Source organism: Sporolactobacillus terrae (assembly GCF_019930545.1).
GTDB lineage: Bacteria > Bacillota > Bacilli > Bacillales > Sporolactobacillaceae > Sporolactobacillus > Sporolactobacillus terrae.
In genome coordinates, this window is sequence record NZ_CP082837.1 from 2,547,029 (window position 1) to 2,562,506 (window position 15,478).

Annotated in this window: 12 protein-coding genes; 6 read left to right on the forward strand and 6 right to left on the reverse strand. The window is 47.4% G+C overall.

The genetic code is table 11. From position 1 onward, the window contains the following. Positions 1-71 precede the first annotated feature (71 nt). The 4 genes from menB to K7399_RS12235 all read left to right on the forward strand — a co-directional run bounded on the left by menB (position 72) and on the right by K7399_RS12235 (position 4,729). Positions 72-893 (forward strand): 1,4-dihydroxy-2-naphthoyl-CoA synthase, encoded by an 822-nt coding sequence (gene menB, locus K7399_RS12220; RefSeq protein WP_028976169.1) that lies wholly within the window; start codon positions 72-74, stop codon positions 891-893. Positions 894-913: 20 nt separating this feature from the next. Next, on the forward strand, positions 914-2,395 hold the full coding sequence (locus K7399_RS12225) for an o-succinylbenzoate--CoA ligase (RefSeq protein WP_081791717.1): 1,482 nt from the start codon (positions 914-916) through the stop codon (positions 2,393-2,395). Between the two features lie 419 nt (positions 2,396-2,814). Beyond that, entirely contained in the window at positions 2,815-3,297 is a 483-nt protein-coding gene (locus K7399_RS12230) for a PH domain-containing protein (protein WP_028976171.1), read from the forward strand. Further along, positions 3,287-4,729 (forward strand): PH domain-containing protein, encoded by a 1,443-nt coding sequence (locus tag K7399_RS12235; RefSeq protein WP_028976172.1) that lies wholly within the window; start codon positions 3,287-3,289, stop codon positions 4,727-4,729. The genes K7399_RS12230 and K7399_RS12235 overlap by 11 nt, the downstream gene beginning before the upstream one ends. An 11-nt stretch (positions 4,730-4,740) precedes the next feature. On the opposite strand, the gene K7399_RS12240 is transcribed toward K7399_RS12235, so the two are convergent. Next, entirely contained in the window at positions 4,741-5,466 is a 726-nt protein-coding gene (locus K7399_RS12240) for a uracil-DNA glycosylase (RefSeq protein WP_028976173.1), read from the reverse strand. A gap of 18 nt (positions 5,467-5,484) precedes the next feature. Beyond that, positions 5,485-7,050 carry a bifunctional metallophosphatase/5'-nucleotidase gene (locus K7399_RS12245; protein ID WP_028976174.1) on the reverse strand — a complete coding sequence of 522 codons (1,566 nt, stop codon included), beginning with the start codon at positions 7,048-7,050 and terminating at the stop codon, positions 5,485-5,487. Positions 7,051-7,276: 226 nt separating this feature from the next. Here K7399_RS12245 and K7399_RS12250 point away from each other — a divergent pair, with 226 nt between their 5' ends. Beyond that, positions 7,277-8,203: a phosphate/phosphite/phosphonate ABC transporter substrate-binding protein gene (locus K7399_RS12250; protein ID WP_028976175.1), complete on the forward strand. Its 927-nt coding sequence runs from the start codon at positions 7,277-7,279 to the stop codon at positions 8,201-8,203. Between the two features lie 638 nt (positions 8,204-8,841). On the opposite strand, the gene phnE (K7399_RS12255) is transcribed toward K7399_RS12250, so the two are convergent. Genes phnE (K7399_RS12255) through phnC form a run of 3 tightly spaced genes read right to left on the reverse strand, consistent with a single transcriptional unit; the run spans position 8,842 to position 11,182 of the window. Further along, positions 8,842-9,642, reverse strand: coding sequence for a phosphonate ABC transporter, permease protein PhnE (gene phnE, locus K7399_RS12255; protein WP_028976176.1), 801 nt, complete (start codon positions 9,640-9,642; stop codon positions 8,842-8,844). Continuing rightward, a complete protein-coding gene (phnE, locus tag K7399_RS12260; RefSeq protein ID WP_028976177.1) occupies positions 9,639-10,415 on the reverse strand; it encodes a phosphonate ABC transporter, permease protein PhnE in 777 nt (258 codons plus the stop codon). Before phnE (K7399_RS12260) ends, phnE (K7399_RS12255) begins: the two co-directional genes overlap by 4 nt. Beyond that, the gene (gene phnC / locus K7399_RS12265; protein WP_028976178.1) at positions 10,412-11,182 is read right to left on the reverse strand and encodes a phosphonate ABC transporter ATP-binding protein; all 771 of its coding nucleotides are present in this window, start codon (positions 11,180-11,182) and stop codon (positions 10,412-10,414) included. The genes phnE (K7399_RS12260) and phnC overlap by 4 nt, the downstream gene beginning before the upstream one ends. Before the next feature lie 298 nt (positions 11,183-11,480). Between phnC and K7399_RS12270 the strand changes: the two genes are divergently transcribed. After that, a complete protein-coding gene (locus tag K7399_RS12270) occupies positions 11,481-13,496 on the forward strand; it encodes a penicillin-binding transpeptidase domain-containing protein (protein WP_028976179.1) in 2,016 nt (671 codons plus the stop codon). 159 nt (positions 13,497-13,655) lie between these two features. On the opposite strand, the gene ptsP is transcribed toward K7399_RS12270, so the two are convergent. Next, on the reverse strand, positions 13,656-15,374 hold the full coding sequence (ptsP, locus tag K7399_RS12275) for a phosphoenolpyruvate--protein phosphotransferase (protein WP_028976180.1): 1,719 nt from the start codon (positions 15,372-15,374) through the stop codon (positions 13,656-13,658). Positions 15,375-15,478 lie beyond the last annotated feature (104 nt).

Consider the following 15,478-nt stretch of genomic DNA (forward strand, 5'->3'; position numbering starts at 1 on the left):
TACAATGAGGGTGTCACATTTGACAAAATAGTGACAAATCCAACCAATTTTCCAGAAGGTCAGGTGGAATGATGTCCTCTATTGAGTGGCAAAAGGTCAAAGACTATGAAGATATTCTTTTTGAGACCTACGAAGGGATTGCAAAAATTACCATTAATCGACCGCATGTACGCAATGCGTTCACCCCAAATACAGTAGTTGAAATGATTGACGCATTTGCTCGAGCACGTGATGATGCATCGATCGGTGTCATCATTCTGACAGGTGCCGGTACGAAGGCATTCTGCTCCGGCGGCGACCAAAAAGTACGCGGCAACGGCGGATATGTCGGCAAAGACAATATTCCGCGGCTGAATGTCCTCGACCTGCAGCATCTGATTCGCATCATCCCGAAACCGGTTATCGCCATGGTTGCCGGCTATGCGATTGGCGGCGGCAACGTCCTCCAAGTGGTTTGCGACTTGACGATCGCCGCCGACAACGCCGTTTTCGGACAAACCGGACCAAAAGTCGGCAGTTTCGACGCGGGATACGGTGCCGGTTATCTAGCGCGAATTGTCGGTCACAAAAAAGCGCGTGAAATCTGGTACCTATGCCGTCAGTACAACGCGCAGCAAGCACTGGACATGGGCCTCGTCAACACGGTTGTCCCGCTCGATCAGCTTGAAGAAGAAACCGTTAAATGGGCCAAAGAAATGCTGTCGAAGAGTGCCACCGCACTTCGGTTTCTCAAAGCGTCGTTTAACGCGGATACGGACGGACTGGCAGGACTGCAGCAGCTGGGCGGCGACGCGACGCTTCTTTATTACACAACCGATGAAGCCAAAGAAGGACGCGATGCCTTCAAAGAAAAACGCGATCCTGATTTCAGCAAGTTCCCGAAATTCCCATGAGTTCGGACGCATATCCATCGATGCCGCAATGGCTCCGTCAGCGTGCGCTGCTGACGCCTGATCGGATCGCAATGGAAACGGTACGTGAACAGCTCAGCTTCAAACAACTTTATGCGCGCGTGCGCCAGGCGGCCGCCGGACTGCGCGACGCTGGTGTGCGCAGCGGCGATCCTGTCGCGTCGCTGCAAGGAAACACGCTGGATTGCGCCGTAACCGTTTATGCGCTGATGCTGCTTGGCGCCGTTATGGTGCCTTTGAACACGCGGCTGTCACCAACGGAGTTGTCCGGACAAATTAAACAGAGCGGCAGCCGGATACTGGTCACCGATCACGATAATGCGGCGGCCGCTGAACAAGCGGTCACTACTATGGGCTGCATGATACGCGATGCGGCAGAGTTGGCGCAAACTGCTGCGCTTTTTGATGATCAAGAAACCGAGATTGAACTGACTGATCCATGTACGATCATTTTTACTTCCGGTACAACCGGCCGACCAAAAGGCGTCGTACTTACCTATGGCAACCATTGGTGGAACGCCAATGGTTCATTAATCAATCTCGGACTCCAGCAGAGCGACACGTGGCTCTGCTGCGTCCCGCTTTTTCACGTCAGCGGGTTGTCCATTTTGATGAAAAGCATCATCTACGGCATGCCGGTGTATTTAATGAAGAAATTTAACGCGGTGCAAGTCAATCAGCTTCTATTAAGCAGCAAGGCAACCCATATTTCTGTGGTCGCCTCGATGCTGCAGCGTATGAGCGATGGACTTGGCAGCGGACAAGCTTATCCGAACACACTGCGCTGCATTCTGCTTGGCGGCGGTCCGGTGCCTGCATCGCTGCTTGATCGCTGCCTGCGCCTGCACATGCCGATCTATCAAACGTACGGAATGAGCGAAACGGCCTCTCAAGCGGCCACGCTGCCGCCCGAGTACATGCGCGAAAAAGCCGGCTCAGCCGGCAAACCGCTTTTCCCGCTGCAGCTGCAGATTGCCACAGATGGGCGACGTGCCGCAGTGCATGAACCTGGTGAGATTCTGATTAAAGGACCGACGGTATTCAGTCATTACTTAAACAACGCTTCAGCAACCGCCGCGGCGATGAAGAATGGCTGGTTCCATTCCGGCGACATTGGCTATTTGGACAAAGACGGCTTTCTGTTCGTCCTTGATCGCCGTAAGGACTTGATCATTTCTGGCGGTGAAAATATTTATCCGGCTGAAATCGAGTCGATCCTGCATGGCTGCCCCGGCATTGCGCGAGCAGGTGTGATCGGTATTCCCGATCACAAATGGGGCCGCGTCCCCGTTGCTTTTGTTTGTTTGAAGCCAGGCGCTGCGTTCTCCGAAACCAAATTGATTGGTGCTTGTCGCGCGCAGCTTGCCTCCTACAAGGTGCCGCGGCGTATCTTCGTTCTTGATGCATTGCCTGAAAATGCTGCACACAAATTGCTGCGGCGTAAACTCTATATGTATTATGAACAACTAAATCAAGTCAAATGAACCGGGCTGAGCCCGGTTTTTCTTACAGGAAAAGAATGTATATGATTTTTGGTCCCACAAAAGACAGTGCATCAAATGCGCAGATGCTCTGGCGTCAGCGGGAACAGTGAGCCGAGGAAGACCCCACAGGAATTTGTGTGTTCGAGGAAGCTTCCGGATCGCCCGCGGCAAGCGAGTAACCGAAGCGGCGATTCAGCACCGAAAAGACAGGAGACCATCACACATGATTGGAGATTAAGGACCGGGCGCTTTTTGCCCGGTTTTTCTTATAAGGTCAAAACGTATCGCCCTTTAATCAAATCGTCCGTTTGACTAGAAAAGTTAACTCGGTGCTGCTTTTCCACCGTCTGCTTTATGCTATAATTTATTAAAATGGCAAACTTTGCCGATTCATTGACTTAACAAGAGGTGACCTTTATTTGCAGAAAAGACAACTCAATCCCCGTATTGTTACGATCTGGCGGCAACGTGCGATCATGACACATCTTATTTTTTGGCTGATTATCGGCGGCTTTGCCGTATGCGTCCGCTTTTTTGATTGGCCACACTTTCTATTCTATATTGCCGGCGCTCTGGCCGCGCTCAACATTCTCCAGCTGATTCTGTACGTTTTTCTCTTTCCAAACATTAATTACCGAACGTTTTTCTATGAAATCAGGCAAGAGGATCTGCTCATTCAAGACGGCATCTTAGTGATTACACAGACGGTTATCCCGTTCACGCGCGTGCAAAATGTGGAAACCGAACAAGGCCCATTACTGCGCAAGCATCATTTAACTGCGGTTTCGGTGACAACTGCTGCCGGTGAACATGAGATCCCCGCTTTGGAAGAACGTGATGCCCTTGCCCTGCGCGACCAAATCTCCGAGCTGATCAAGGAGAATCCGGCCAATGAACTCTAAACGCAGACATCTTCACTTTTTTGCCATATTCAGTGACGCCTTATCGACGCTCTGGAGTATCATCGTACCCTTCGGCTTCGGGCTTGTCTGGGGACTGCGCCACCTTGACGACATTATCGGCTATGTCCTGATCCTGCCGCTCGTCATTCTGATCTTTAATTTTGTAAAATGGCTGCGCTATACCTATGAATGGTCGGATGATCAAATCCATATCCGCTCCGGCATCTTTGTACGCAACGATTGCTACATCCGATTTCAACGTATTCAATCCGTTCAAATTAAGACCAATTTGCTGCTCCGTCTGCTTGGCGTTGTGCAGTTAAAATTTGATACGGCCGATCCTGCTTCAAAAGGCGATAGGGTTCTCACCGCATTGAACAAAAAGGAAGCGGAACGCATTAAAGCGGAAGTTAGCCGCGTTAAAGGGCAGCTGTCGAACTTACGGACGGAGGGGACTGCGCCGGAATCTCCGGTACATAAAGAAAAACAGCCGAAGAAAAGGTATCAATTATCAGGAAAGCGGCTGCTGGCCGCTGCGCTGCTTTCATCGAAAATTGGCGTGATGCTGGCCGCGGTATTCGGGCTTTGGTCACAGGCAGACGATCTCATTCCCGACAACATTCGTGGTCGTTCACTCAGCTATCTCGAGCATGCATCACTGGTCGGTCTGATCATCCTGATCGGTGCGGCGATTCTATTGCTGTGGGTTGCATCGTTAATCAGTATCCTGCTGCGCTGGGGCTTTTTTCGGCTCACGGTCTTCGATACGGAATGGCGCATTCACCGCGGCGTTTGGGAGACCAAAGATGAAACCTATAAAACCGATCGTGTACAGGCGATCCAAATCCAAGAAACCTGGCTGCAGCAACTGTTTGGTTGGTGCACGATTTATGCACAGTGCAGCGGCAGCATTGATTCGGAAAATGATGATGGCGGATCGGTCATCGTCTTTCCAATGCTCCGAAAAGAAGAATTGCCCGGTTTTCTGAGTACCGTCATCCCAAGGTTCGCCGGTACCCTATCCACGCGCGTGTTGCCATTGCGCAGTACGCTTTATCGGATGGCCGGGCCGGCATGCTTCTGGATTGTATCGTGCTCCATACTTGCATGGCGCTTTGACTGGGGAAACTATGCGCTGATCGGCTTGCCGTTCATTCTTATTTGCGGCTGGTTCCGCCGCCGCTCGGAAAGCTGGGCATTAAGTGATAAACGGCTGATCGTTGTCAATCGCTGGTTCGCAAAGACAACCACCATCACACGGAGAAACAACATCCAAAGCCTGACAATCAAACAATCCTTTCTGCAAAAACGACTCGGGCTTGCAAACACCCTGGCAACCATTCGCGCCTCTTCTGAACAGATCTTTTCCATCCATCAGCTTGAAAAAGAACATGCGAATACTATTTTTCAATGGTTTCGCAATCGAAACTAAAAACATCTCGCTTACTCATGCGAGATGTTTTTTTCACGTTCAGAATGTAAATCCGGTTCCTCAAGCGAGACTTGCCAATTCACCGGCGTCTCACCGACCGATTCCAGAAATTGATTGGTTCGTGAAAACGGATGGCTGCCAAAGAAACCGGAATGTGCCGAAAACGGACTCGGGTGCGGCGATTTAATGATGAAGTGATGTGGATGGGTAATCAACGCTTCCTTTGCCTGCGCGTTTCGCCCCCACAGAATAAATACGATCGGTTTTTCACGATCATTCAAGTCGCGAATGACCGCATCGGTGAACTGCTCCCAGCCCATCCCTTTGTGCGAATTTGGTGACCCGCGTCGAACGGAGAGCACGGTGTTCAAGAGCAGCACCCCCTGACGCGCCCATTCAATCAGGCAACCATGCTGTGGAATCGCGCAGCCGAGATCGTCGTGTAATTCTTTAAAAATATTTTGCAGTGACGGCGGCTGCTTGACTCCCGGCATGACCGAAAAGCTAAGTCCGTGTGCCTGACCCGGCCCATGATACGGATCCTGACCGAGAATCACAACCTTCACTTTTTCATAAGGTGTGTAATTCAGAGCATTATATAGATCGAACATATCCGGATAAACGGTTTTTGTTGTATATTCTTCTTTTAGAAATTGCCGCAGCTTTTGATAATAATCCTTTTCGAATTCTGGTTTCAGCAAGGGAGCCCAATCATTTCTTAAAATATGCTGATTCACCTTTGTGCACCTCTCTGTTTAATAGATAATTTTCCAATTATGATCAACGGTTGCTTGAATCACTTTCCGCTCCAGCACTTCATTGGCAATCAGTTCAGTCACATCAATGGGAATGTCTTTAACGACCGGCTTGCCACTGAACATGAAGTACTCACCGCCGCCAATGGAACGATAATTGTTCATGACAACATCATAGGAAGCATCGACGTTTACGGCAGCTCCATGATAGTTGAGCTCCACCACACGACTGCCAACTGGTTTCGAAAGATCCAGGATGTAGTTGATCCCTTCCCACATGTCGTAGTTGTAGTGCTGCGGTTTCGGATCAGTGAATGCTTGGCTGACCTTAACCGTACCGTTTGAATCAAGCGCAAAATAGGATGCCGAACGTTCTAGCGCGTCACGCATATCTTGACCGCTAATCCGAAGCACACGCAATGTGTTGGGATAGATATAATTGGCAACAATATCACGCATGGAAACATTCGGCGGCATGCCCGGTGATTCATTATTGAAAAGCGCCGTTGCACTGATATCGGCACCCGATGCTTTCATCTGCAGCCGATTAATGAATTCAATCAGTGGATGATCCTGCATACGCACCTTCATCGGATCATGCACCAGCATGTCGCCATCAATTTTGCCTAATGGCTGATCCAACCAAGTTTGTGCATCTTTCTCATAGGCGTCGACATGTGCCAGCAAATCCTTGTCTGCCGCTTCACCGCGCACCGAAAGCAGTTCCGATTGCTTGGTGGTCACCTGCCAACCGGCCGGACCCTTTTCAAGCTCAAGCATCACTTTTCCAAGATGCGTGCCGCTCGACCCCGGTTGGATAATTGTGACCCCATTGATCGCTTTACCGGCGATCATCCGGTGCTGGTGTCCGGTAAGCAACACATCAACATCCGCTACTTCTTGACACATTTGGTAGGCTTGATTTTCACCTTTCATCTCTTCAATCGGTTCGCCGGTATCCAAATCACGTCCAAATCCGCCATGGTAGGACAGCACCACAAGGTCCGCTTTTTCTTCTTTTTTCAAAAAAGGAACCCATCGCTTCGCAGTTTCCACCGGGTCTTCAAAATGCATGCCCTTAATATTTTCCGGCTTTTCCCAGTTCGGCACGTATTGCGTCGTCAGCCCAAGAACCGCTACACGCGGCCCCTCAGGGAATGTTTTGACAATATACGGCTTGCCGAAGAACGGGCTTCCATCTGATTTCTTGACGATATTTGCGCCGAGCCATGGAAAGTTCGAGGAAGAAACGGCATCATTCAAGACATCCCTGCCAAAATTGAACTCATGGTTGCCGAATACCGCACAATCATAGTTCAAATGATTAGCAACAACCGCCATCGGATTCGGTCGTTTATGATCAAAGCGCGCATAATAATAGAGAAGCGGCGTTCCTTGGATCATGTCGCCATTATCAATCAGAAGCGTACACGGCGCTTCTGCCCGCTCCTTATGTATGAGCGAAGCGATTTTCCCCATCCCAACGTCTCTAGGACGGTTATCCGCATAATTTATTGGGTAGATGGAGCCATGAACATCGCTTGTTTCTAAGATGATCAATTTCATACGTCACACTCACCTCAATCCCTACTTTTCATAGTACCACGCGTCATATGGTTTTGGAGACAAAAAGATCATAGATTCGCCATCAAAGTAATTATTTTTTCACAAAATTATGTTAAAAAATAGATAATCTGCGCAAAAATAGTGTTATTTTTGTGACAAAGCCTTTATGATAGATAGGGACATACATTGTCTGCATATCTCATTTTTTCTGGAGGCGATTTGTTTTATGTTTAAGAAAAGTTTCGCTCTGTTCCTTGCATTTGGTCTCGTGTTGAGCGTACTCGCAGGATGCGGGAATGGAAGCAGCTCCGCATCATCAAAATCTAAGGCTTATGTACCTAAAGAATTGGTTATCGGATTTGTTCCTTCATCCAATGCGGACACACTTGAAGCAAAGGCAAAACCATTGGGCGATTTACTTTCTAAAAAAATTGGTATTCCCGTCAAGGTTCAAGTAACAACCGATTACAACGGAGTTATTGAAGCAATGGCTTCGAAGAAAATGGATCTTGGCTTCCTGCCTCCAACCAGCTATGTCCTTGCGCACCAAAAAGGCTATGCGAATGTATTACTACAAGCACAACGTTACGGTGTAAACCCCAAAGACGGCTCCAACACTTCTGAAAAAGTAGACTACTATTACTCAGGTATGCTCGTTCGCAATGATTCAGGCATTAACTCAATTAAAGATTTGAAAGGCAAAAAAATCGGTTGGCAAGATGCCACCTCTACCGCCGGTTACGTATTCCCGGCTGTTAAAATGAAGAAAGCAGGCATCGATCCTCAAAAAGACGTGACCGGTGTCACTCTGCAAGGCCACGATAAAGGTGTTCTCGCGGTGTTGAACAAAGACGTTGATGCAGCACCGGTTTTCGTAGATGCGCGCAATATTGTTAAAGCAGAAAACCCAAATGTATTTAAAGAAACCCATTATATCTTCCAAACCGCAAAAATTCCAAATGATACGATCAGCGTTCGTCCGGATATGTCGAAAAAATGGCAGAAAAAGATTTCAGACGCTTTTGTTTCGATCAGTAATGATCCCAAAGGCGAAAAAGTCATCTATTCGATTTACAGCCATGTCGGCTATTCACCTTCTAAAGATTCGAACTTTGATGTTGTTCGTAACTATAACAAAGAAATCGGCGAATAATAGTTTTACTGATTTAAAAGCCTTGCTGCTCTGCTGCGGCAAGGCTTCTTTTTACTAGGCGAGTAAATTTTGAACATTATGTCAAAATGTTCTGCAATGCACTATGCAGCTACGCCTTGCCTATTTTTTTGTGTAACTAACATTATTTCAATGTCCTTTAGACATTGTTCTCTTATGCGTGTTGCGCCCTTGGCTCGTATCCAGGGCTCAACACGTAGACGCATCTTCCTGTTCATCCTTGTACTTAGTCTGATAACTCTTTCCTTTTTCATGAGAAAAACCAAGCTGTGCTTGGTCCTTTATCTCCAGCCATGTGTGATGGTCTCCTGTCTTTTCGGTGCTGAATCGCCGCTTCGGTTACTCGCTTGCCGCGGGCGCACCGCGAGCCTCCTCAGACAGGCCAGGAATCTGCGGGGTCTCGCTGGCACGCATCAACTAAGCGCGATCCCGCCGGCGCCAGAGCCCCTCCGCTTTGACTCTTGGCCAAGACACTGGGGTATTGGTTTGAAGACAGGGCAAAATCTTATACTTTCTTTTCCTGCAAAAAAAGACGCTCTCGGCAGTTCCCCAACGCCTGAGCGTGTTTCTTCTTTAGTACTGTCTGTTTGCTTATTTTTCGATCAAGCCTTTGCAATCTGTTACACGAGCCGTTTGCGAATCGACCCAGAGATTAAGTCGATGATCGAAACCATGACAATGATGCCGAGCAGGATGATCCCGACGCGATCCCATTTGTGTGCATTTAAGGCAAAAATCAATGGTGCACCGATCCCTCCGGCACCAACCATACCGAGTATCGAAGCAGAACGTACACTGATTTCAAATCGATAGAGTGTGTATGAGAAGAATTGTGGCAGAACTTGCGGTACAACCGCAAACCAAAGCGTTTGAAATTTATTTGCCCCACATGCCCGCAGCGCCTCAGCTGCACGAAAGTCCATATCCTCAATTGATTCACCGAATAGTTTACCTAGCATGCCAATCGAGTGGAAGCCGAGTGCGAGCACCCCAGCAAAAGGCCCCAGTCCTACAGCTTTGATGAATAGGAGTGCCATAATCAATTCTGGGAACACGCGAATTGCACTCAAAATAACTTTACCCGTGGATGAGACCACTCGGAAACGGCTCATATTTCGCGCAGCCCAGAACGCGAACGGAACACAGAGGAGTGCGGAAATAAACGTACCAAGGACGGCAATGTTAAACGTTTCGAGTAAGGCATGCAGCAAGTCTTCACCATCCGGATCGCTAATATAGGACCAATCCGGATGTGCCATCCCTGTAAAAATAGCTTTGGCGGAGGTCCAAGCCGAAGCTTTCAATTCAAAATTTTGAAAGAAGCCGGTAAATGCCCAAATATAAATGATTAAAACGATAAGAGCGATGGTCCAATTTCTAAGCCGGCGAAACAGCAATTTTTTTTGTGTGGTATTCATCATATCAGTTTCTCCCGTATTCTATTGCTAAGTCCGTCAATGATCAAGACAACAACAAAGGTATAGAGGATGATCGACATCACGCGATCGTATTGCAGAAATCCAAGTGTACGGCTGAGATACAAGCCGATACCACCGGCGCCAACATAACCGAGAATGGCAGCAGCTCGAACATTAATTTCAAAACAGTAAAGAAAATAAGACATGTACGGAGCAACAACTTGAGGGACAACACCAAGAAAAATCCATTGTGTTTTATTAGCGCCTACGGCCGTCATCGCTTCCAATGGTCCATCGTCAATGGCTTCAACGGATTCATAGGCCAATTTAGCAATGACACCGAACGAAAACACGCCCAACGCAAAAATGCCAGACACAAAACCAATACCGAAAATCGGTACAAACAAAGCGGCAAGCAACAGTTCAGGGATGGTTCGAATCAAATTCATGATAAAGCGGAACGGGACATACACCCATTTCGTTTTGACAATATTGCGCGAAGCGAGCAAAGCAAATGGAATTGCGGCAAGTCCGCCGAAGGTTGTCCCGAGAACAGCCATACGGATTGTCTCCAGCATCGCTTGTGTTATGTAGTTAAAATAGCTCCAGTCCGGGGGAAACATCTGGTCAATCAATGCGCCCATATTTGAAAAGTTTGCAAGCAGCTCAGCGATTGATACCCCGGTTTGTTTTGAGGCACTCCAAATCAGCAGAATGAAGAACAGAATGACAAGAACCAACTTTAACCGTGCCACTCTTCTTTTTGCCAAATTCACGCTCTGCTCGCCTCCGATCCCTCTTTCTGTGAACCGCGACTGTAAATTTGATCAAATGTGTCATCGGATGCTTGCTCTGCAGTACCGTCAAAGACAACTTCACCCGAGCGGATCCCAATCAAACGCGTTGCATACTTCTTTGCAAGATCAACGGAATGCAGATTAACAATCGTCGTCATACCTAATTCTTTATTTACACGCTGCAAGTCATCAAGCACTTGAATTGTTGTGACCGGGTCAAGTGAGGCGACCGGTTCATCGGCAAGAATAATCGTCGCCTCTTGGGCGAGTGCTCGAGCAATCGATACCCGCTGCTGCTGACCGCCTGAGAGTTCGTCTGCTCTGGAATAAGCTTTTTCCTGAATATTCACACGATCCAATGCAGACATCGCCAGTGCAACATCCTTCTTCGGCCATAAACCCAGCACGGTACGCAACGTTGAGTGATACCCCACACGCCCCGACAATACATTTTTCAATACCGAGGAACGTTTGACAAGGTTAAAATTTTGAAAAATCATGCCAATATCACGTCTCATGTGCAGCAATTGTTTTCCCCGTGCTTTTGTGATCGACTGACCTTTGATTAATATTTCACCCTCAGTGATTTCATTCAGACGGTTGATTGATCGAAGCAAGGTGGATTTTCCAGCTCCCGACAAACCAACGATCACAACAAACTCCCCTTTCTCAATCGTCAAGTTAACCTTTCTCAGGCCTTGCGTTCCATTGGGGTATGTTTTGGATACATGCTTGAACTCGATCACATTCTCCATAGCTTCGATCACTCACTTCCATTTTCATTTAAGAGCAACAAAATGTGACAACCTATCAAACAATCATGATTATTATAAAGCAAGATTCATAGGAAAATCTACGTTCATCCTTATATTCTGTAATTCTTTGAAATATTTTATCGATTTATTTCTTGCTTATTCGGCACATCTGTTAAAATCATTTATAATAGTAGAGACTGTTGTTGGACAGCCCGGCATGGATGCGGCCGTGCCTGAATATACTAATCTTAATGAACCTGTCCTGGATTTTCTATGGAGGTGTCCCCTAATGAAACAACGCAAACTGATCTTCCTTTTTTCCGTATTCCTCGTATTGCTATTCGTGCTCAGTGCGTGCGGTCAAAAGCCAACCGCAAAAGACCGAATGGAGGAATACGTACACGCATGGCAGAAACAAGATTTTTCGAAAATGTACACACTGCTCTCCAAATCATCACAGAAACGTGTCAGCAAAGCTGATTTTATTGAACGCTATAAGCGCATCTACGGCAACATTGAAGCCGGCAAACTAACCGCGCGTGTTCAAGAGAATAAGAGTAAAAGTGATTCCGTACACGTGACGGCCACACTAGCGACCGTCGCCGGGCCGATAAAATTCTCTCAAAATGTCGCGTTCAAAGAAGAAAAACAAAAAGATGAGAAAAATTTATATCTCGATTGGCAACCAAACCTGATTCTTCCAAAAATGAACGCCCAATCAAGCGTTCGTGTTGACACACTGCCGAGCACACGCGGCGAGATCGCAGATCGCAACGGCAAGCCGCTGGCCATCAATGGGACCGCGGCGCGTATTGATCTCGTTCCTGGAAAAATGGGCAGTGACAACGATAAAACAGCCACGATCAAGCAATTAACAAAGCTGCTCGGCGTCAGCAAAGAACAAATTGACCAAGCGCTTTCCGCATCATGGGTCAAAGTGGACAGTTTAGTACCGATCACTACGGTTGACGCTGCGAAAACCGATCTGATCAAAAAGGCCGTTGCATTGCCGGGCGTGGTCAAAACGGATGTATCCAGCAGAGTCTATCCAGATAAAAATGCAAGTGCTCATTTAACCGGCTATGTTGGAAAAATGACTGCTGAACTGCTCAAACAGCATAAAAACGAAGGCTACACTGCAAACTCAGTGATTGGAAAGACCGGACTGGAATTATTATTTGAAAAGCAGCTTCGTCAACATAATGGAGCGGAGATCAAACTGCTGGATTCAACCGGAGCAGAAGTTGCAACACTCGCCAAAAAAGACCCGGTTGACGGACACAATGTCCAGTTAACCATTGACCGCGACGTTCAGGATTCATTGTATGATCAGCTGAAAAAAGATGCAGGAACTGCCGTCGCAATTGATCCGCGCAACGGTGATATTCTCGGTCTGGTTAGCGCGCCATCCTACAATCCCAATGACTTTGTTCTCGGCATTTCGTCAAGTGAATACCAGAAACTGAGCAATGATCAGCAGCAACCGCTAAGAAATCGATTTACCGCTGCGTCGGCACCGGGTTCAACGTTTAAACCGCTGACGGCAGCCCTCGCGTTAACGCATAAAGCAATTAATCCCGATACAAAAGTTGCAATTAACGGGAGCAAGTGGCAAGCGAGCAGCTCGTGGGGTGACTACTATGTAACTCGGGTGAATCATGATGCAAAGGTAAATTTGGAGACGGCATTGTTCAAATCTGACAATATCTACTTTGCGCAAACAGCACTTAAAATAGGGGGAACCGCCTTTGCCTCCGATGCGAAGAAATTCGGCTTTGGCGAATCGCTGCCGATTGAATTTCCAATGCGTAAATCAACGATTTCAAATAGCGGGAAACTGAATGACCAAGGACTGCTTGCCAATACAGGCTATGGTCAGGGGCAAGTCAGTGTAACCCCGCTGCACTTGTCACTCATTTATTCGGCGCTTGTCAACGATGGCAGTATGATCAAACCGCGTCTAGTCAAGACCAACGACGCACCGACCTTTTGGAAAAAGAATGTGATGTCCGCAGATACTGCACAATTGCTTAATAAGGATCTGATTCAGGTCGTTGCCAATCCTTCTGGAACGGCTCATGATGCACAGATTAACGGAATCACGCTTGCCGGTAAAACCGGAACTCCGGAATTCAAACAGAAACAAGGGGAGAGCGGACGTGAAAACGGATGGTTCACCGCCTACAATACGGACGATCCAAAACTGCTTGTTACAATGATCGTCGAAAACACGCAAAAAAAAGGCGGCAGCCACTACGTGACACCAAAAGTCAAAAAGGTTTTTGAACAGGTATTGAAAAAATAATTTTGGCTAAAAAGCTCCGAAGCGATATGCTTCGGAGCTTTTTGCTTTGATACCTGAACCCTCAATTTTGTGCCTGATTATAAGCCTTCTTTATCCATAAGAAAAACCGGGCAGCATCCCCGTTTTAGGATGTCTGCCCGGTTTCTTTTATTGTGAGTATTAGATCATTTTTGTTTTAACATAATCGAGCACTTCTTCAGCGGTGTCTAAGTTGAGGAAGGCTTCTTTGTGTTTTGCCAATTCTTCCTTAGAAAGCTTCAGAAGCTGGCTTCTTGCCGGAAGAATAGAGGTTGCGCTCATGCTGAATTCATCAAGTCCCAGTGCAAGCAGAAGCGGAATCGCTGTTGCATCGCCGGCCATTTCGCCGCACATGCCGGCCCAGTGCCCTTCTTTGTGCGCTGCATCAATAATGTTGCTGACCAATCTGAGAATGGATGGATTACATGGTTGATAGAGATAAGACACGTGTTCGTTCATCCGGTCTGCCGCCATCGTGTATTGAATCAAGTCATTCGTTCCGATGCTGAAGAAGTCTGCTTCCTTAGCAAAACGATCCGCAAGAACGGCTGCAGCAGGAATTTCCATCATCATGCCGACTTGAAGGTCATCCGAAACGTTTGTGCCTGCAGCAACAAGCTTTTCTTTCTCTTCAAGAAGAATTGCTTTCGCTTGACGGAATTCATCAATCGTAGCAATCATTGGGAACATGATCCGCAGTTTGCCGTATGCACTTGCTCTCAGCAAAGCACGCAACTGAGTGCGGAAAATGTCCTGCCGTTCCAGACAGAGACGAATGGCACGGAAGCCAAGGAACGGGTTCATTTCTTCAGGAAGTGGGAGATAAGAGAGCTTCTTATCTCCGCCGATATCAAGGGTACGGATCACAACCGGCTTGTTCGCCATCTTCTCAAGAACTTCCTTGTACGCATCAAATTGTTCATCTTCCGTCGGCAATTTGTCACGGCCCATGTACAGGAATTCGGTACGATAAAGGCCAACTGCTTCACCGCCGTTGTTCACAACACCCTCAACATCACCAGGGTTACCGATGTTGGCACCGAGAATCACATGTGCATCGTCGGCAGTCTTGGTCGGTTCGCTAACAAGCTTTTTCCATTCTGCCTGTTGTTCCTTGTATGCCGCTTGTTTTGCCTTGTATGCAGCAACTTCTTCTTCAGATGGATCAAGGATAACTTGCCCATTTAAGCCGTCAATGATGGCAAGTTGTCCTTCTTTTGCCTGAGCCATGACCGTTTTCGTTCCGACAACTGCCGGAATTTCCATCGAACGCGACATAATTGCCGAGTGTGACGTACGTCCACCGATGTCGGTCGCAAAGCCTTTTACATATTTACGATTTAATTGAGCCGTATCCGACGGTGTTAAATCCTCAGCAATAATCACCGTTTCTTCTGTAATACTTGCTGGCGATGTAAAGGAAACGCCAAGCAAATGGGCAAGCAGACGCTTGGACACATCGCGAACGTCGGCAGCACGTTCTCTCATATAGTCATTGTCTTTCATGCTTTCAAACATTTGGATGAAAAAGCTGGACACATCGTCAAGTGCGGCTTCTGCGCTCAGGCTGTCATCATCAATTTTGGATGTGATCTGACCAACGAATTCCGGATCGCTGAGAAACATCAGGTGGGCAGCAAATACTTCTGCCTTATCCTTGCCGAGTTCCCGTTCAGCCGTTTCTTTGATGCTTGTCAGTTCTTTTTTCGATACTTCAAGCGCATCATTCAGCTTTTTCTTTTCTGCTTCTTTATCGCTCACCGTACTTCTTTCGAAGGAAAGATCCGGATTCTTCAGGATGAAAGTCTTAGCAATCGCGATTCCTGCAGAAGCAGCAATACCTTTAATCTTTTCTGACATGTTTTCATTCACCCAACCCTTCAAATATAAAAGCTCAGTCTCTCACAAAACCGATCGAACATGCGTAAGCATTAATAAAGCGGGCCTTCTCCCGTCCCCAAGAT